The organism is Salinimonas lutimaris (genome assembly GCF_005222225.1).
GTDB classification, from domain to species: domain Bacteria; phylum Pseudomonadota; class Gammaproteobacteria; order Enterobacterales; family Alteromonadaceae; genus Alteromonas; species Alteromonas lutimaris.
Window position 1 is genome coordinate 1,208,111 of record NZ_CP036536.1, and the last position, 18,872, is coordinate 1,226,982.

At 49.3% G+C, this 18,872-nt stretch carries 12 protein-coding genes; 8 read left to right on the top strand and 4 right to left on the bottom strand.

The features are described from left to right. Positions 1-81 precede the first annotated feature (81 nt). Positions 82-654: a manganese efflux pump MntP gene (locus EZV72_RS05120; protein ID WP_137166227.1), complete on the top strand. Its 573-nt coding sequence runs from the start codon at positions 82-84 to the stop codon at positions 652-654. Here EZV72_RS05120 and EZV72_RS05125 read toward each other — a convergent pair. Beyond that, positions 639-3,494, bottom strand: a complete 2,856-nt coding sequence (locus EZV72_RS05125; RefSeq protein ID WP_232364554.1) for a UvrD-helicase domain-containing protein — start codon at positions 3,492-3,494, stop codon at positions 639-641. The genes EZV72_RS05120 and EZV72_RS05125 overlap by 16 nt on opposite strands. A gap of 355 nt (positions 3,495-3,849) precedes the next feature. On the opposite strand from EZV72_RS05125, the gene EZV72_RS05130 reads away from it, so the two are divergent. Together EZV72_RS05130 and EZV72_RS05135 are read left to right on the top strand one after the other, a co-directional pair. Then, entirely contained in the window at positions 3,850-4,839 is a 990-nt protein-coding gene (locus EZV72_RS05130) for a zinc-dependent alcohol dehydrogenase family protein (RefSeq protein WP_137166229.1), read from the top strand. 167 nt (positions 4,840-5,006) lie between these two features. Next, complete coding sequence (locus tag EZV72_RS05135) at positions 5,007-6,878, top strand: hypothetical protein (protein ID WP_137166230.1); 1,872 nt, start codon at positions 5,007-5,009, stop codon at positions 6,876-6,878. 71 nt (positions 6,879-6,949) lie between these two features. On the opposite strand, the gene EZV72_RS05140 is transcribed toward EZV72_RS05135, so the two are convergent. Then, complete coding sequence (locus EZV72_RS05140; protein ID WP_137166231.1) at positions 6,950-7,963, bottom strand: zinc-binding alcohol dehydrogenase family protein; 1,014 nt, start codon at positions 7,961-7,963, stop codon at positions 6,950-6,952. Positions 7,964-8,070: 107 nt separating this feature from the next. Here EZV72_RS05140 and EZV72_RS05145 point away from each other — a divergent pair, with 107 nt between their 5' ends. From EZV72_RS05145 to EZV72_RS05160, 4 genes are all read left to right on the top strand, one after another. Further along, positions 8,071-8,979, top strand: a complete 909-nt coding sequence (locus EZV72_RS05145) for a LysR family transcriptional regulator (RefSeq protein WP_137166232.1) — start codon at positions 8,071-8,073, stop codon at positions 8,977-8,979. Positions 8,980-9,172: 193 nt separating this feature from the next. Then, positions 9,173-11,074: a sensor histidine kinase gene (locus EZV72_RS05150; RefSeq protein ID WP_137166233.1), complete on the top strand. Its 1,902-nt coding sequence runs from the start codon at positions 9,173-9,175 to the stop codon at positions 11,072-11,074. Continuing rightward, positions 11,061-11,501, top strand: coding sequence for a response regulator (locus EZV72_RS05155; protein ID WP_137166234.1), 441 nt, complete (start codon positions 11,061-11,063; stop codon positions 11,499-11,501). Before EZV72_RS05150 ends, EZV72_RS05155 begins: the two co-directional genes overlap by 14 nt. Then, complete coding sequence (locus EZV72_RS05160) at positions 11,489-13,195, top strand: putative bifunctional diguanylate cyclase/phosphodiesterase (protein WP_137166235.1); 1,707 nt, start codon at positions 11,489-11,491, stop codon at positions 13,193-13,195. Before EZV72_RS05155 ends, EZV72_RS05160 begins: the two co-directional genes overlap by 13 nt. A 254-nt stretch (positions 13,196-13,449) precedes the next feature. On the opposite strand, the gene EZV72_RS05165 is transcribed toward EZV72_RS05160, so the two are convergent. After that, the gene (locus EZV72_RS05165) at positions 13,450-14,064 is read right to left on the bottom strand and encodes a Yip1 family protein (RefSeq protein ID WP_137166236.1); all 615 of its coding nucleotides are present in this window, start codon (positions 14,062-14,064) and stop codon (positions 13,450-13,452) included. 289 nt (positions 14,065-14,353) lie between these two features. On the opposite strand from EZV72_RS05165, the gene EZV72_RS05170 reads away from it, so the two are divergent. Further along, positions 14,354-16,408, top strand: coding sequence for a hybrid sensor histidine kinase/response regulator (locus EZV72_RS05170; protein WP_137166237.1), 2,055 nt, complete (start codon positions 14,354-14,356; stop codon positions 16,406-16,408). Here the strand turns inward: EZV72_RS05170 and EZV72_RS05175 are convergent. After that, positions 16,390-18,543, bottom strand: a complete 2,154-nt coding sequence (locus EZV72_RS05175; protein WP_137168667.1) for an EAL domain-containing protein — start codon at positions 18,541-18,543, stop codon at positions 16,390-16,392. The genes EZV72_RS05170 and EZV72_RS05175 overlap by 19 nt on opposite strands. Positions 18,544-18,872 lie beyond the last annotated feature (329 nt).

The following is an 18,872-nucleotide window of genomic DNA, read 5'->3' on the forward strand; positions in this document are numbered from 1 at the left end:
GCTCTGATAGCAGGATGATGGGGCTGGGAAATTACTGTGTGATCGTTATACTCTGCACCCTTGATTATCTTCGGAGTTAGCATGAGTTTCGTCACTCTTTTATTACTGGCTTTTGCCATGTCCACCGATGCATTTGCGGCATCGTTGTGTAAAGGCACTAATTTAAAAGCCCCCCGGCTAATTAACGCGCTCAAAATTGGCCTGATTTTCGGTATTACCGAAGCTATTGCGCCGGTAATTGGGTGGCTGCTGGGCTCCGCGGGTCAGGCGTTCATTGAACAGTGGGATCACTGGATTGCCTTTGGCTTATTAAGCGCCCTTGGTCTGCATATGATCAAAGCCAGCTTTGAAACAGATGATGACGATGCAGAGGCTGAACCCGCCGATGCTAAAAAGACTCTGGCCGCTACCATGCTGACCGCCATAGGGACCAGCATTGATGCGCTGACCATCGGGGTCAGCTTTGCATTTTTAGATGTGAATATTCTGCTTGCCGCGGGCATGATTGGTGCTGCCACCACACTGATGGTCACTATCGGTGTGTTACTGGGCCACCGTTTAGGTGCCATGGTGGGCAAAAAAGCCGAAGCGCTGGGCGGGATTACCCTGGTCCTGGTTGGTTGCTGGATTTTGTACTCTCACCTTGCCGGTTGACGAATATCCTCTGTGTAGCGGCACGGATCAGATTTAAGCCCATAGCCGCTGCATCCCCAGAATTCTCCCCGGCGCCCCTGGCGCCGCTTCATCGGGCGGCCACACTGTGGGCAAAGCTTGATGTGGGTAGCACAGTCAGGGTTATTGCAAACCGATTCAGTTTTGCCGTCAACCGATGGCGAGCCGCATTCCGCGCAGGTACGCGGACGGGTATCACAGCTAATTCCTGTGCTGCAGGCAAAGTAGTTGCCAAAGCGCCCCCGGGTGGTTTTGAAAAAGCCAGTATCGCAGTTCGGGCATTTATAGATTTGCCGGTACTTGGATAAGAACGATGGCGATATGATCTCCACCGCCATTTCCGGTTTCAGCAGTTCATCCAGAAACGCTGAGGGCGCGTAGGGGTCGGCTATCAGGTAGCATTTATTTCTGGCCCGGGTCAGGGCAACATAAAATAACCGTCGCTCTTCGGCATGGGCAAAGTCATCCAGATCGGGCAGCAGAGCATCGACAATTTCATCACCATTGTGCAAACTGGGAAAACCCAGATTGCCATGGGTCAGCCCAATAATGATGCAAAAGTCGGCTTCCAGTCCTTTAGCAGAGTGAAAAGTCCAGAAGTGCAAGTTGCTATGATCACTGATGGCTGCCCGGGCCTCATGCAGCGGCCGGTTGTAGCGGGCCATGATCGCGACTGATGCCTGCGGCTGGTACTCGCGAATACGTCCCAGAATTTCATTAACCCGGGCCGGCGTATTGGGGACGGTGTTATCCGGGTAATTATCCAGCAGGTAAACTTGCGACTGCTGCACATGCAGTTGCGTATCCACTTCTTTTTTATACTGTTCCGGGTTTTCCATTACAAACCGTCCCGCTGTATGCGCAATACTGCTGTTATAACGGAAGGTTTTGTTCAAAATGGTCAGCGAATGGCTGCCTACATAATCATCAAAGTGGGTGGTCAGTTCGAGCCGGCCCCCGGCAAATCGGTAAATTGACTGCCAGTCATCACCCACGGCGGTCAGGGTGGGGCTGTTACCGTATTCCAGCAGCGCGCTGAGCAGGCTCATTCTGGCGGTAGAGATATCCTGAAACTCATCTACCAGAATATGACTGAACATGGGGGTGTACTGCTGGGAGCTAACACATTCACCGGCACGCAGAATCATATCATCAAAGTCCACGGCATTTTCCTGCGCCAGAGCCTGGGTATAAGCTTGTTGAAAGCGGTGCAGCAGACTGGCATAAGCCGGCGCATTATCAATCTGGCGCTGATTCAGCCGCTTAACAATGCCGGCTTCATCTAACTGTTCCTGCCGGATCACATGCAAACAATTAAGATAACGGGTCACTCCTGCGGCAATCCCGCCATTATCTTGCAGGGCAGCAAAAATATCCTGCGCTGCAAGCGGCTTCAGCCTGACACCGGCGTCCAGTAGTTGTTTTTTCAACGAAGCCTCGAGCTTTCCTTCCACCCATTGATAGTGGTAGGTCTCCAGCAGGCGGGTACCTTCATGGCGATGTAATTCGCGCATATTATGAATAGCATGGGCATTTTGTTTTGCGTCCACGCCCACCATGGTGTGGCCTTTACGATCTGTACCAAAATGATCCAGGTAAATATCGGTGCCGCGCAGCCAGAAATCCGGCCGGTAATCAAACCCGGCTGTCACCCGGCGCCGCGTGATGTACGAGGCTTCATATTCATAAGGCACACCATGCATGAATAGCCAGTTGGCCAGCAGCAACTCCTGATAACCGCGCACTACCTCTCCTTTGAGTGTGCGGTATTCGATATCCCGGATGTAGTGTTCATACTCCGCCCGGCTGGCAAAAGAAAACGGATTGACTGCCGGGTATTGCATATCAATAAACTGTTTTAATGCCTCATCAGAGTTTTGCAGATAATCCGTAAACCAGGCCGTGGCCCAGGCTTCTCGCTTTTTGCTGTCCAGTGCCAGTTCCGAAATATCCGGACTGATGCCGCACTGCTGCAAAATTCTTCGGCCCAGCGCATGAAAAGTAAACACAGACGGAATTTCCCCGGCGCTGACCTCGGTCTGTTCAGCGCGTTCCTGCAGTCGGTCTTTAAGTTCTTTGGCGGCGGCACTGTTATAGGCCAGAATCAGAATCTGGCCAGGCCGGGCCTGACCGGTATCAATGAGATTGAGCGCCTTGGCCACCATGACCGAGGTTTTACCGGTACCGGCGGCGGCCAGCACCAGGTTACGGTCATTTTCCCTGATCACTGCCAAACGCTGCTGTTCGGTGAGCGGGTTGGTTTCGATGTTGTCCAGAAACTCACTGCGCTGTTCAAGCTGACGATTTTCCCAGGCCCGGCGTAACCGGCCGGTATGCTGTGATAACGGATGGATCTGACGTAACTGATTCAGCCCCCGGGTGACCGATACGGGCAGACTCAGATGCTCAGGCAGGGTGCGGTGATACAAATTAATTGCCCGGGCAATTCGCGGCGCCAGCTCCTCGGCTACCGAATCCTTCAGATAATTGTCCACGGCCTGCTCACGCATTGCCCTGACCAGTGCTTCAGTTTCTGGCTGTGCCTGGTCAGTTAATACCTGCTCAAGTTTGGCCACCAGCCTGGCAAGGGCTGGTTTAGATAACCATCTCAGGGTGATGATCTGCTGCTGATCGTGCACCACCAACCTGGCGCTGAACAGGTTTTCTTTTTGATGCGGGTAGGCGTTCAAACTGTCCAGCGCAATGCGGTGAACATGTTTACCCCGGTGAATCAGCAGGGCATCAGGAGTCAGTTCAACAGAGCGCATACCCAGCAAGCGGCCGGGCAAGGTAGGGCGGCACCAGAGCGGACCGAAATTCATCACGTACTAAGACCTTGTATCGTATTAATCTGCATCATGAATCGAGGCAGTGACAGTCATCAATATATAGGCTGGTAGTCTACGTGATCGTGGCTCTGGTTACATGTCCGATCAGTCAGTTTTTACAGCCCCGGTAAGGTGTTAGTGATCTAACCGGTGGCTATTGTCTGTTTTGGATGATTAGCCAGTGCTGGCGGACAGCCACATTCTTGCGCCCCACAAAATCAGTCAAACAAAGTGTATTATCAAAATATTGTTTAAAGTGATTGTGTAAAAAACACAATTATCATCTTCGCTGTGCTTTTTTATACTTAAAGTGTTGAATAAATGTACACAGCATAAAGAGGGTGATCTGATGAAAGCGATGGTGGTGAACGAATACGGCAACAGCGATGTTTTTACACAGCAGGATATACAAAAGCCCGTAATTCAGGCAGGTCATGTGATAGTGAAAGTGGCTGCTACCAGTGTAAATACCGTGGATACAATGATCCGTAGTATGGGTACCGATCTGCCATTGTCGCCCGAGCCACCTGCGGTTCTGGGGATGGACTTTGCCGGTGTGGTCGAGCAGGTCGCCGATGATGTCACAGGCTTTGCGGTGGGCGATGAGGTTTACGGATGCGCCGGCGGGCTGGCTGATCTGCAGGGCGCACTGGCTGAATTTATGCTCGCTGATGCAGACCTGATTGCTCATAAGCCCAAATCCGTTTCTATGATTGAAGCAGCGGCCTTGCCTCTGGTTGGCATTACTGCCTATGAAGGACTGGTGCGGGCCGGTGCCTCCCATGGTCAGCAGGTGTTGGTGCATGGTGGAGCGGGGGGCGTTGGTCACATTGCACTGCAACTGGCCCGATACTTTGGCGCCCGAGTGTATGCTACCGGCAGTAAAGATGAGCAGCTTAGCCTGATTGAAACATTAGGTGCCACGGCCATTAATTATCGGCAGGAGCAGGTCGATGACTATGTCAGCGCACACACCGGCGGAGCCGGGTTTGATGTGGTGTTTGATTCGGTAGGTGGCGCTAATCTGACTAACTCGTTTGCCGCCGCAGCCCTGAACGGGCACATCGCCACCACAGTGGCGTTAACCGAACTGGATTTGAGTCCGGCGCACTTTAAAGGCTTATCGCTGCATGTAGTATTCATGCTGATCCCCATGCTGCACCATCATCAGCGGGCCGAACACGGTAAAATTCTGGCTACTCTGGCAGATATCGTTGATGCCGGACATCTTCGTATTGTGGTGGATGAGAAGGTATTCAGTCTTGAACAGGTAGGGCAGGCTCACGATTATCTTACTTCAGGTCAGGCAACCGGCAAGGTGGTGGTTACCATCGACTAACCTGATAACAATGGGAATATCACCGGATAACCGGTTATATTCCTGGTGCTTGATTAACTGACAAAAGCGAGCGTAAACTAGAGCAAAATTGCAGCGTTGAGATGGATCTCACTGCGCCACAGATGGCGAGCCGCTTGGCGATGCGTGTTTATTTTAAGGAAAAATGCATGGCATACGATTTTGGTTCGCAAACCCTGGGTATTAAAAACCCGTTTAAAACCGAAGGCCGGTTCCGGTCTGTAACCGGGGCACTGCTACTGGCTTCAGGCATCTGGCCGTTGTTGCTGGTGGCCGACGCGCTCCAAACCACGCCGGTTTTTGCCTATACCTACGCTATTTTAGGATTTGTACTGGTTGCCGCCGGAGCCCGACATCTGGGTATTGGTCTGTTTCAGTTATTCCGCTACTTTGTGGGGCGCTCTGTACCCACGTCGCTGGCTTACAACAAAGCTAAATCTGAACAGGAAACCGCGCAGCACGAAAAACACACGGTCCATTACAGCGACGAGCAGCTGCATTCCATGCTCATGGGCCGAAAAAACACCACCTTTGAAGAACCCAAAGGCTGGGTAGCCCGCCTGCTGCACTCGCTGCTGCCCAACCTGACATTTTTGCCTCATCCGCTGCGTAACCTGGCCCAGGAACTCGGTGGGCTGGTGCTTAGCTTTATTGCCGCATTACTTGCTTTTTGTATTGTGTCCTTTGTGGTTGCCACCGGGCTGGCGGGTGAAAAAGCACAGTTGCTGGTAATGCCGGTGCTGTCATTGTTTTTACTGATTTATCTGGTCAGGCTGTGGTACAGCGCAGGCAGCGCAATCCATAATCGTCACAATACTCAGCTGCATAAAGCCTCGGGGTTATCTGTTAGTGGTTTAATTGTGATGTCGATTCTGGTGCCAGTATTTGTCGGCTTTGGTCTGGATGCCGTGATACAGGTCAGTACCCGGGAGTTAGCCGGCTGGATTGAAAAGTACAGCCTGTTCAGTGGCTGGACCAATCTGGGTATTCTGGCGCTGGCGATGATTATTGTTAGCGCAGGGATATTACCTGGCCTGCTTAGCCGCATGCGTGGGGTAACGCCACAGACAGAAGTAAGCGAATTTCGTGAAAATTTGCAGGAGTCCGTTCACCCGAATGAGATTTTTATCAACCTGGAGAATATTGTACTGGCCAATCGGCGGTATAAGGAAATTCCCAACCGGATTTACCGTGAACTGGATCCTAAGCTCAAAGAGCAGGCAGACGGTAAAGGCAGTTTTGACGGAGAAATGCTGATTGAGACCCAGCCTGTGCTGGCCGAAGATGCCAATGCCGGGGTGTCGGCCAAACATAAGCTGTTACCCACACTCACTGCCCAGTTATGTGTACTGCTGGGGTATCTGGTATTTGCGCTGATGGCGTTAAAGCTGGCAGAAGCTATTTCTGTATTACAGGTCTCCACCAACGGCTTTTCAACTAACCGGATCACCGAAGCTAATTTTATTCGCGTACTGGATTTATTCAGCGGGGCGCTGGTGCTCTTTTTTACCTGGCTGACATTTGCTGCGGCCGGCAAAATATTAAATAATGCGTCGCACCTTTACTGGGGAGAGTTACAGTTTGAGTCAATGCTGATGTTTATGAAAACAGAGGGCACATTCAATGAGTCCCGGTTTTCTACCGGTATGTCTATTCATGACTCTACCCGCTCTGAAAATACCCTGGTCAGAAGCTCTATCACGCCCTGGATCATTGTATCGAAAATTAAAAGCTCAGTGTTTGCCACCAGTGGGGCCAGCAATTTAGAGTCACCGCGTCTGGTAATGGGGATGACGCGTCACGATAGCGAACTGAACGCGATTGTGGGAGAGATTCGTCAGTTTCTGCAACAGCGTGAAAACATCGCCTCGATTACCAATGAGGCAGATTTACAAAGTGCGGGTGTGATTCATCAGGTAAATCAACAGACCCGGGCTACCGTAAGCGGTGATGATCCGCACAAGATTACCCTTAAAGAACAGGAAGAAGCAGCCGGTTTTTTACGTAGCAACGAGCAATAGCCGGACAGGCGGCAGCCCCTTTGCGATAGCAAAGTGTGCTGCCGTATTATCACATCAACAACCGGTGACGGTTAGAAACCTTCTAACACCAGTTTACCCACAGACTGCCCTGACTCCAGAATGCGGTGCGCTTCACGCAGGTTTTCTGCTGAGATTTTACCCAGGTTTTGTCCCACTGTGGTGCGCAGTTTCTTTTCATCAATAAGCTGGGCTACCTGCTGTAATATATGATGCTGCTGTTGCATGTCGTCAGTGGTAAACATGGAGCGGGTAAACATAAACTCCCAGTGCAATGACAGGCTTTTGGATTTTAGCTTCATTGCATCAAGATAATCAGGGTCATCGGTGAGCCCAAGCTTACCCATCGGTTTTAGCAGCTCAACATAATCATCCAGATAGTCCTGGGTGTGGGTGAGACTGGCTACATGGGTGACATACTCAAATCCAGCCTGGCGAATCTGGCTCACCAGATCCTGAATGTGATCCACCACATAATCAGCCCCCAGTGTTTTGACCCAGGCCTGTGTTTGTGGCCGTGAGGCTGTCGCAATGACAGTGGCATTGGTCAGCAGTTTGGCCAGCTGGATCATAATGCTGCCAACACCACCGGAGGCGCCGGTAATCAGCAGAGTGGCCGGACTACTATCCTCATCCTTGCCCACTTCCAGGTGCTCGAATAACAGCTCCCAGGCGGTGAGTGAGGTGAGTGGCAGCGCTGCGGCTTCGGCGTCGCTTAATGACGCGGGTTTATGTGCAATCAACCGCTCATCCACCAGTTGATATTGTGCATTGCTGCCCTGACGATTTAAATCACCGGCATAAAAAACGGTATCGCCGGGAGCAAAAGTGCTGACTGCGTCACCGCAGGCAATCACTTCACCCACAGCATCCCAGCCCAGTACCTTTAATGTTTCATCGGCAGGCGCTACATTTTGGCGAATTTTAAAATCTACCGGGTTAACCGAAATAGCATTAACTTTCACCAGTACATCCCGGCCAGTGGCCTCAGGCTGTGGAAGCTGGGCTTCTACCAGGGCTTGTTTATCGCTGATGGGTAAACGGTCGTAATAACCAATAGCTTTCATGATAGGGTCCTTCGTGATTTGTCTTTAAGTGTGCGTAGTCTAGACGGACCATTGTTTGAGAAAAACAGGGTTATAATTGAATGACTAACAAATAAGATTTGATAATTATGTTGCTTAATGACTTGCAGGTGGTACTACAGGTCGCCCGGTTCAAGAGTATCCGGCAGGCGGCGCAAAGTCTGGATATGCAAACTGCCACGGCCAGTGCGGCGGTAAAGCGGGTGGAAAATACACTGGGAGTCACCTTATTTATCCGTTCAACCCGAAATTTACGTTTATCAGCAGCTGGCGAGACGCACCTGCCACAACTGGAACAGGCGATGGGGTTGCTGGAGCAGGTGCGGCAGGGTGCTAAAGCCCATGACACAGAACTGAATGATGAGCTGCGCATTGCTGCACCCTCCGATCTGAGGCGCAACGTGATTGCCGGCTGGCTTGATACGCTGATGGAGGCGCACCCGGGATTGAAGCTTAAGCTGCACTTAAGTGACAGCAATACCGATTTTTACCGGGATCCGGTTGATATCGCGATTCGCTATGGTTCACCTAAAGACTCATCCCTGTATGGGTTTAAGCTGTGTAATGTGCCCCGGGTATTATGTGCCTCAAATGACTATCTGGCGCGCTATGGTACGCCGCAGACCCCGGCAGTCTTACCTGCTCATAACGCGCTGTTATACCAGTTGCATGATGTGGTCTACAACAAATGGACGTTTGTGACTGGCGAAAAAATAAGAGTGCAGGGCAATCGCATCGCCAATGATGCGGATATGGTGAGGCGCTGGTGCGTGGCAGGTTTCGGCGTGGCGACAAAATCAGCCCTTGATATGGCTGATGAATTACTGGCAGGCAAAGTCAGGGCGCTATGCCTTAACACGCCCCCCGTTCCTACAGAGCTGTGGCTGATTTGCCCGAGCCGGCAGATTATTACGCCAGCAGTACGTGCGTTACGCGAACATTTACGTGAGCAATGCAGTGAACTGCTGGACAAGTTAGTCACCGTGAATATCCGCTAGGCTAAACGCTTGCCTTATACTTTTGTTTAAATAGTTAAATTTAATTCATTTTTACATAATCAGGATGGCCTACTACGCTGATACAAGAGAATCTTTTTATTTCAGTGGATCGGCGCATGAGACAAACAAGGAAAGTGGTCAGCTATTCGGTGGTAGTGATGCTTGATGCAAGCCGGCAACAGGAGCACTAACCATGCAGCAACGAACTGTTCTTCTGGTTGCGCTTGACCCGGTAACGGTGTCACATATTCATAATATTCTGGCTGACGTTGCTGGGTGGAATTATCAGGTGGTATCCCGGTTAACGCCAGCACAGCAACCTGATTGTATTATTACCCCGTCAGTCCTTTGTTTTGACAACTCGTTTACTCCCCAATTTGATAATACCTTAGGGCCGGCGTCGGCGTTGTCCGGTGCGCCTGTTGTCTTTATAACAGAAGACGGGCCTTTGGATAAAAAACAGCCGGTCGGACACGGCACAAGCATAGCCAAATATGCGTTGGACGCCGAATCATTGCACGAGGTAATTACTGAGTCGATAATCTCCCGCACGTTACAAATCAGTAAACAAGGAACAGATCAGCAGGTTTTTCGTGTTTTGCTGGTAGATGCCAACGAGCAGGATGTTGCCACTGTAAAAAAATTGCTGGGCGCAGTGACTACAGGCTTTGAGATAACTCAGGCCAATACCCCCGCCCAGGCCATGCCATTACTGGCACATACTCAGTTTGACTGTATTTTGGTGGATTACACCCTGCCACAGGAAAATGGACTGGTCTTACTGGAAGCATTAACCCTGTCCCAGTCAGAAATACCCGCTATTATGCTGACTCGCGATGGCAGTGAAGCCATCGCTGTTGAGGCCATGAGAAAAGGGGCTGACAATTATTTCATTAAGTTTGATTTTGCTCCCAGACAGCTGGAACAGGCCATTCGCGAAAGTATTTTTCATAAAAGACTAGCCCGGCAAATACGCCTGAAAGACGAAGAACTGATTCGAACGAACCGGGAAGTGGCCAGTACCAACCGGTTTTTAGATGAAGTTATCGATACCATGCCCGGCCTGTTCTTTGTTAAAGACAGTGACTATAAAGTGGTCAAGGCAAACAAGCATTTTTTGTCGCTGTATCCTGAATCCAAACGAGACAAAGTCATCGGATATACCACAGTGGAAGACTATCCGCAGGAAGAAGCAGAACGTTTTCTGGCTGATGATAAACGCGCTTTTGAGTTAGGCTTTGTTGACACGCATGAAGCCATCCACTTTCCGGATGGTCGCAGACGTTTGTTGTACACTCAGAAGAAACGCTTTACTGACGTTAATGGTGAAGATTTTATTCTGGCCATCTGCAGTGATGAAACTGAGCGCGAGGAGTTGATTGATGAGTTACAAAAATCAAATGCGGATCTGGCCCAGTTCGCCTACGTTGCCTCGCATGATTTAAAGTCGCCTCTACAGGCTATCAATAAGTTAATCAGCTGGATTGAAGAAGACCACGGCCATGCTTTGCCGGCAGAGGCGATGGAGCACTTTGGTCTGATAAAAAGCCGCTCCCGCCGCATGATGAGTCTGCTGGATGATTTGCTGACCTATTCGAAGGTACATAACTCTCTTGCCGATGAGGAAACACTGAGCCTGGCGGATTTTGCCGCTGATATACTGGCCATGAACGACCGGCATCAACATTTTGTGCTTGAGGTTCCCTCCCTGACTGTCAGCCTGCCCCGGGTAGCACTGCAAATCGTGCTGATGAATCTGTTTAGCAATACCATCAAACACCACCATCAGGCATCCGGTTCAATTGCCCTGAATATTACCTACTACCGTCAGGGGTATCGGCTTACCTACACCGATGATGGTCCGGGCGTTGCCGCTGAATATCGACAAAAAGTGTTTAAAATGTTTCATACATTGCGGCCCAGGGATGAAGTGGAAGGCAGTGGTATGGGGCTGGCTCTGGTGAAAAAGGTGGTTGAGTATTATCAGGGCGAAATAGCGCTTTGCGAGCCAGAGCATCAGGGAATTCAGGTAGAAATTTACTGGCCGGTTAAAAATCCTGTATTACATAAGGATCTATGTTGTGACGAACTTTAGAGATAAGGTCACCTTGTTTGTAGTGGAAGATGACGATGTGGATTTTATGACCATTGAGCGCAGCTTTCGTAAGCAGCGTATTGCCAATCCGATAGTGCGGGCCAAAAATGGTGAAGAAGCACTGGAAATGCTACTGGCAGGTAAGCCTGATTTTCCTTTTGTAGCTATGCTGGACTTACAAATGCCCAAACTCAGCGGCCTTGAGTTACTAAACAAAATACGCTCGGACGCGCGCATAAGTGATACTGTGGTATTCATCCTAACCACCTCTAAAGACGAACAGGATATTCTACAAAGTTACCAGCATCACGTAGCCGGTTATTTTGTTAAAGAAGAAGCCGGAGAAGGGTTTATGGATATTGTTTCAGCCCTTGAGGGTTACTGGAAAGTAGTACATTTTGCAGGGCAGGGAACATGGACGAAATAACAAGTGTATTACTGGTAGACGATGATGTAGTCGACCGGCGGGCTGTTAAGCGTGCGCTGGCGTCGGGGCTTTATACTAATGGCATTGTAGAAGTGGATAATGCGGTAGATGCGCTGGCTTGTATCAAAAATCAAAAATTTGATGTGGTCTTACTCGATTTTGAGCTGCCTGGTGCTACAGGCGTGGAAACCATACTGCGCCTGAAAGATTCGCCGGCTCTGGAGAGCACTGCCATCATTATGCTCAGTAATCATTCTTCGGATGACATTGTACTGGAATGTATTAATGCCGGCGCACATGACTTTTTGCTTAAGGAGGAAGTGACAGCAGCGCATCTTAAGCGCTCTATATTGCAGTCACGAAAGCGAAAAGAACTGGAGCAGGAGTTGTTTGACAGTTACCAGAAAGTAAAACGTCTGGCCGAGCGGGATCCGCTGACCGGTTTACACAATCGTTATTACTTTGACGAAGCATTGAGTCATTTACTGGAAGACAATGCGCGTTCTGCCGGTGAAATGGTGGCGGTGATGCTGATGGATCTTGATAAGTTCAAACATGTGAATGACTCGTTCGGCCACGAAATGGGTGACAAACTTTTACTTGCTGTTACCGCCCGAATGGAAAAAGTGGTTCGGGCCAACGAGCTATTTGCCCGCCTGGGCGGTGATGAGTTTGCCTTTGCCTGTGGCAGTATTCAGCTTTTGTGTGATGTCAGAAGTATTGCAACCCGGTTTTTAACCATTTTTGAGCATCCTTTTGACATTGATGGTCATACACTTTATTGCCAGGGCAGTATTGGTATTGCGGTGTCGCCATTAAACGGAAAAACACCGGAGGAACTCAAGCGTTTTGCTGATATTGCGATGTATCGGGCAAAGCATGAAAGCACTGCGAAGCTGTGCATTTTTGAAGACAATATGCAGCAGGCGTTTTTACGCAAATATCATATTGAGCAAGAATTGCGACATGCCTTGCAGGTACGGGAATTTGGCTTGTATTTTCAGCCAATAATGCATAATCAGGCCATTTGCGGGGCAGAATGTCTGATTCGCTGGTTTAGCGGAAGTACCACCTGCCAGCCGCAGGAATTTATACCGGTGGCAGAGGAAGCAGGCCTAATTCAGCAGCTCGGGCGCTGGGTAACTGAAACTGCGCTGTATACCTTTGCTGGTTTCAGACAGGCGGTGTCACCTGATTTTTATCTGTCTGTTAATGTGTCACCAAAACAGCTCAGCGAAGCTGGTTTCGCCCTGTTTGTTGCTCACGTGATTAAGAAAAATGGCCTGAACCCGGCACAGTTAGTCATTGAAATTACCGAAACCGTGCTGATGCAAAGCGATGAAATTACCCGGGCTGAGTTGCAGGCATTGTCAGATATTGGGGTTCGGGTAGCGCTGGATGACTTTGGTTCTGGCTATTCATCGTTGTCGCATTTGCTGAATTGCCCAGTGGATATTGTGAAAGTCGACAAATCCATCATTCAGTTTATCAATGATAACAATCTGGGACATAAATCCGTGCTCGAGGGCCTGGCATTGATGCTGAGCAAACAGCGTATCAGCGTTATTGCCGAAGGCGTGGAAACCGCAGAGCAGTCTCAGGTATGCCATGAACTGGGCATCCACTCGCATCAGGGCTTTTACTATCATCGTCCATTGCCCCTTACCCAATTTACCTCGTTGCTCACACAATAACTTTAACACCAGGCTGAACTCGCTCAGCCTGATAGATTGATGCCCGAACGTAAGTTGCAATGCTCATGCCCTGGCCATAAGCCTAGCATCGTCAATCCATTTTGTACGTTTTGCGGAGTACTGACAAACGGGGAGGGCAGCGCCGTATTTGCGCTTGCGCAAGGCTGCCAGACGCTTATCGGTTTGATCCCGGGCCGGATGGTTAGATAAAAAAAGCGGCTAAGGCCGCTTTTTACGTAAGATCTTTAAAAGCACTAGCTCATAAATTTCCATACCACGCTGTGTTCAGAGCCCAGGCTCCACAACAGCACCACCGTAACCAGCAGCGCCTCTAGTACCAGAACACCGACAGCCAGCATGGTGCTGGACAAAATAAACCCTTCTTTATGGCTGATTCCTAAAAAGTTGGGCGTGCCCTTATACAGCAGATAGGCGGTATACACTAATCCGGTAATACAGGCTAGCGCGCAAACCCAGATAATGGGGTAGACAGCAAAAACACCACTTAAAAACAGCGGAGTGGCGACGTAGCCGGCAAACACAATGCATTCATGACGGCTGGGACGGGTAGGGTATTTTCTGGCTAGCCAGTGAATAAGGCTACCCACGGCAGCAACGGCTAGTATTATCAGCATATAAAAACAAATACCGATAGCGATACCGGTGGCCAGCGACACCTGAATATCGTCGTTCTGGCCGCCCAGTGACCAGCCAAACTGGGTTGTACCAATAAATGAACTGACCACCGGTATAGCCGCCATCCCCAATACATGGTGAGTGTATAGGTGCGACACAGTTTCATGTTCTTCGTTAATCGACCGCCATTCTTTGTCTGGATGATGAAACAAACCCCATACGTGGTTAATCATGCGCTTCTCCTCGGTGTCAGCGTGATAAATTCACATCTCATTTACAATATACGTAATAGACAGAAAAAGTGTAGGAAGAACTCTGACTAAAAAAAGAACTTTTAATGCTCTTTTTTTATATAGAGAAAAGACGATATAAAATAGTGCACATTGTCCCGTAAAATGCCTATTATTAAGGGCTATCGAGTTGTACTTTGTGATGAATTTGCTGCCTGGATGCAGCGTTAACCATTGTAAGCAGCTAAACTAACAAGAAGAAATTACGCATTTGTAATGTGGTACGGTGTATATGCTGAAAGAGCTTCATAAAATAACGTCTGATCCTGACAAAAGCTTTGATCAAAAAGTGCAACAGTTACTGGCGCTAGGCTGCCGGATGTTTTCACAACAACACGGCATAGTGAGTTGCATAGAAGGCAATGTTTACACTGTTAAGCATGTTGTGTCTGACGATGCTGGCCTGCAGCCGGGATTACAGTTTGAAGTTGCCAATACTTACTGCGTGCACACGCTGAGTGCCGGCCATGCCATGGCATACTCTCATGTGGCTAACAGTCCTGTCGCGGTACATCCCTGTTATGCCACTTTTCAGCTGGAAAGCTACATCGGTGTGAGTATTCAGGTGAAAGGGCAGCTCTACGGCACCCTCAATTTCTCTTCTGCCCAGCCTAAAGTCGACCAGTTTACCGAGGCGGATATCGATTTTATCAACCTGTTCGCCCAGTGGATAGGTATTGAAATTGGCCGTTTGCAGGATCAACAGCAGCTAGAGCGCCGGTTTGAATTACAGCAGCAAATGGAACAATTAGCAGATATTGGCTGTTGGGAAGTCGACTGTGTTTCCAATACGCTTTACTGGAGTACCCAGACCCGGGTCATTCACGAAGTACCGGATGATTATGTCCCTGATTTAGACAGTGCGATTGCATTTTATCCGGAAGGGGAAGACCGGGATAAAATTGTCGAGGTAGTGGACAGAGCCATGCGCGAAGGTACCTCCTGGGATATAGAAATTCGCCTGCAGACTTACACCGGCAAATTAAAATGGGTGGCCACTCGTGGTCGTGCCATCATGGAAAACGGTGTATGCGTGCGGATCATCGGTGCATTTCAGGATGTTGATGCTCAGGTAAATACCCGCAATGCGCTGATTGAAAAGAAAAACGAAGCACAGCGGCTGCTTATTGCCCGAAGTCAGATGATTGGCAAGGTGAGCCATGAGCTGCGCACGCCGATAAACGGTATCACCGGCATGCTGCAAACCCTGGTTGGAGAAAATAACCCGGATATTATCGAAAGTCGGGTTGCCATTGCGTTACGTAGCGCAGATTTGCTGGTGCGGCTGGTCAACGATGTACTGGACTACTCAAAAGTCGAAGCCGGTGAGCTGGAGCTTGAGACTGTTCGCTTTTCTCCCAAGCATATTTTTGATGATCTGTATTCTTTGTATCATCCTCTGTGTGACAACAAAAATATTGAGCTGGACTTTCGGGTCTCGCTGCCTGAAGGCATCACTGTAAGTGGTGATCCGGGACGACTGACGCAGGTTTTTTCAAACCTGTTAAACAATGCTATAAAATTCACCGCTGAGGGCGGGGTGAAGCTCACCGCTAAAATCAAACAGGAGGCAGATAATGCCTTCTTGCAGGTGGGTATTATTGATTCTGGTATAGGGATGAATGAACGCACTCAGGCAAATTTGTTTGTGCCGTTTAAGCAGGGAAGTGCCAGTATTTCCACCAAGTATGGCGGCTCAGGACTGGGCCTGGCGATTGTCAAAGAGCTATGTGATAAGTTCAATGCCGAACTGCGGGTAAAAAGCTCCGAGGGAATAGGCACGCAGGTTCATGTCAACATTCCGCTCATCCTGGCACAAAGTGATGTGACAGAGACCACCGAAGACTATGTGGCACCTCAAAACACCAGTTTTGATGCACTGAACATTCTGATTGTAGATGACAACGACATTAACCGGCTGGTTATGGAGTCATTGTTATCACAACTATCTATCAATGCCGATTACGCGGTCAACGGGCTAGAGGCAGTCAAGTCTGTTCAGCGCGAGCAGAACAAAAAGCCCTACAACCTGATTTTTATGGATTGTGAAATGCCAGTCATGGGCGGTATTGAGGCCACCCTGGCTATCCGGCAAAGTCAGCGCAATACCGGTAAAACATTTATTGTTGCCATGACAGCTGATACGTCGGATGCAAACCGTCGGGCATGTCTGAAAGCCGGCATGGACGGTTTTATGACAAAACCTGTAAAACTGGAAGATGTCAGAGCTCTGTTGAAAAAAGTGGCCTTTCCAGAAATGAATGCGTTTCAGCGAGATAATGCCTGACAGGTGGGTAACGGTGGTGACACCGTTGCTGCTTGTATAAAGGAGGTTTCAAATTCACTTTCAGGCAGAGGTCTGCTGAAGAAATAACCTTGCCCCTCATCACAGCGATACTCGCGCAGGGTATCCAGTTGCGCACGGGTTTCGATGCCTTCGGCCACCAGGGTCAGCTGCATAGATTGCGCCAGATGAATAATGGCACAAACAATGTTCTCGGCCTGATTATCGCTGTGCATGTCTTTGACGAAGCTACGATCAACCTTTAATACGTCCAGCGGAAAGAAGCGCAGATAAGACAGGCTAGAGTAGCCAGTGCCAAAATCATCCAGCGCAATGGTGATGCCGAACTGGCTAAGTCGTTGCAGTACAATCTGGGTCTGCTCAAAATCGTGCATTAATGCTGATTCGGTGACTTCCAGCTCAAGCAACCTGGCTGGCAGCCTGGTGTTTTGCAGGGCATCTATCACTGAATCATAAAAACGTGAATTGGAAAATTGTTGAGCAGCAATATTCACCGCCACTTTGATTTCTTTACCCATCAATTGCCACCGCCGGGCGGCAGCGCAGCATTTGCGTAATACCTGATCGCCTAACTGATGAATCAGTCCGGACTCTTCGGCCAGAGCAATAAACTGATCCGGCGGAATAATGCTGCCATCACAGTTGCGTAATCGAACCAGTCCTTCTGCGCCACTGAGCTCCCCGGTAACCAGGTCAAACTTTGGCTGATAAAACACCTCCAGGTTGTCTTCTTCCAGAGCCCGTTTAAGCACATTACCGATATGAAAACGGTTGTTGATTGCATTTTGAATTTCATCAGAGTAGTAGCAAACACAATTGCGGCCTGCCGATTTGGCCCGGTACATCGCCGTATCGGCATGATGAACCAGCTCTTTTTCATTAGTGGCGTCATCAGGAAAAACACTGATACCTACACTGACCGTCAGACTGTATTCCTGCCCATCAACCGGAACGGGTCGGGCAACCAGCTCAGCCACTTGGCCGGCAATCGTGTCAATATAGGATGATGCATCCACGTCAGATAGCATCAGAGCAAATTCATCGCCACCAATACGGCATAAGGTGATGGTGCTGTCACACAGTGAATGCAGCCGCTCAGACAACAGTAATATGACCTGATCACCCGCTTGATGGCCCAGGGTATCGTTCAGGTATTTAAAGTTATCAAGGTCAACAATCAATACGGCCAGTTTGGTTGCGGCTTTGCTATTTCGGGCAATCGCCTGACACAGGCGATCGTGCAGTAAAAGCCGGTTGGGTAACCCGGTTAACTGGTCATGATTGGCCAGATGACTCATTTGAGTCGCCATGGCGATGGACTCAGTAATGTCCTGAAATACCATGGCGGCGCCAATACACTGACCCAGGGCGTTTTTTATCGGGCTGGTGGTATCTTCTACCCGGTACTCGCGGCTGTTACGACTGGTAAGCTTGGTATTACAGGTTGATGATATGACCCTGTCTTCGCGCAGTGACAGTGACACCGGGTTCGGCACAGGCGCGTTGGTCGATGAGTCAGACAGCTGCAGCACGGCATTCACGGGCTGCCCAATGGCTTCTGAGGCCGACCAGCCGGTTAACCGCTGGGCAACAGGATTGATGAAGGTCACCCGTTCATACTGATCGGTGGTAATTACAGCATCTCCGATAGAGTTAAGCGTGACATGTAAATGTTCTTTTTCTTTTTGCAATGCACTGTAGGCATCAGCAAGCAGGCTCTCCTGCGCTTTGATTTGTAAGTGATTACTGACCCGCATCCGGCACACATTCAGGTTTATCGGCCGGCCGATAAAATCAATTGCGCCAAGCGCCAGGGCTTTACTCTCATTTTCAAAATCATTGTGTGAGGTGATAAACATCACTGAGGTATGCTGGGTGGCAGGGTTTGCTTTGATTTTCTGACACAGTGTAAAGCCATTGATATGTGGCATTTCGACATCGAGAATGGCAATATCGGGTTTATGCTGATTCGCCAGCAGCAGCGCCTGCTGTGGGTCATGACAGGTGATAATGGTGGCCAGATCCTGTAATCCGGCTTCCAGTAAAATCAGATTTTCCTGTTGGTCATCAACAATTAAAATGGTTTGGGGAGTTGTCGTTCCCTGACTGTGACGCATAAACCTCTTCTGCATCTTTATCTTCCAACATCAACTGTGTAACACAAATGGGTAATGTAAAATTACACTTTAGTTCAAAATTACAACTTTTGAATTATTTTTTGAGCCGTAACTGAGAAAAACGCTGTAAGTATAGTCAACAGAGCGCGTTTTGCTGTGTCAGTCAGCGCTATGTGATAACAAAGGTGCGGGCAATGATAACAGAACAATCTACAGCACAACCTTAATCGAAAGTCGGCTGGATTTTTGCGCGATTTGGCGTAACACTGAATGTAATTGCCTGTTTTTCGACCTTTTAATTGTCGGTTGGTAAAGTTGCCAGGCGGGCT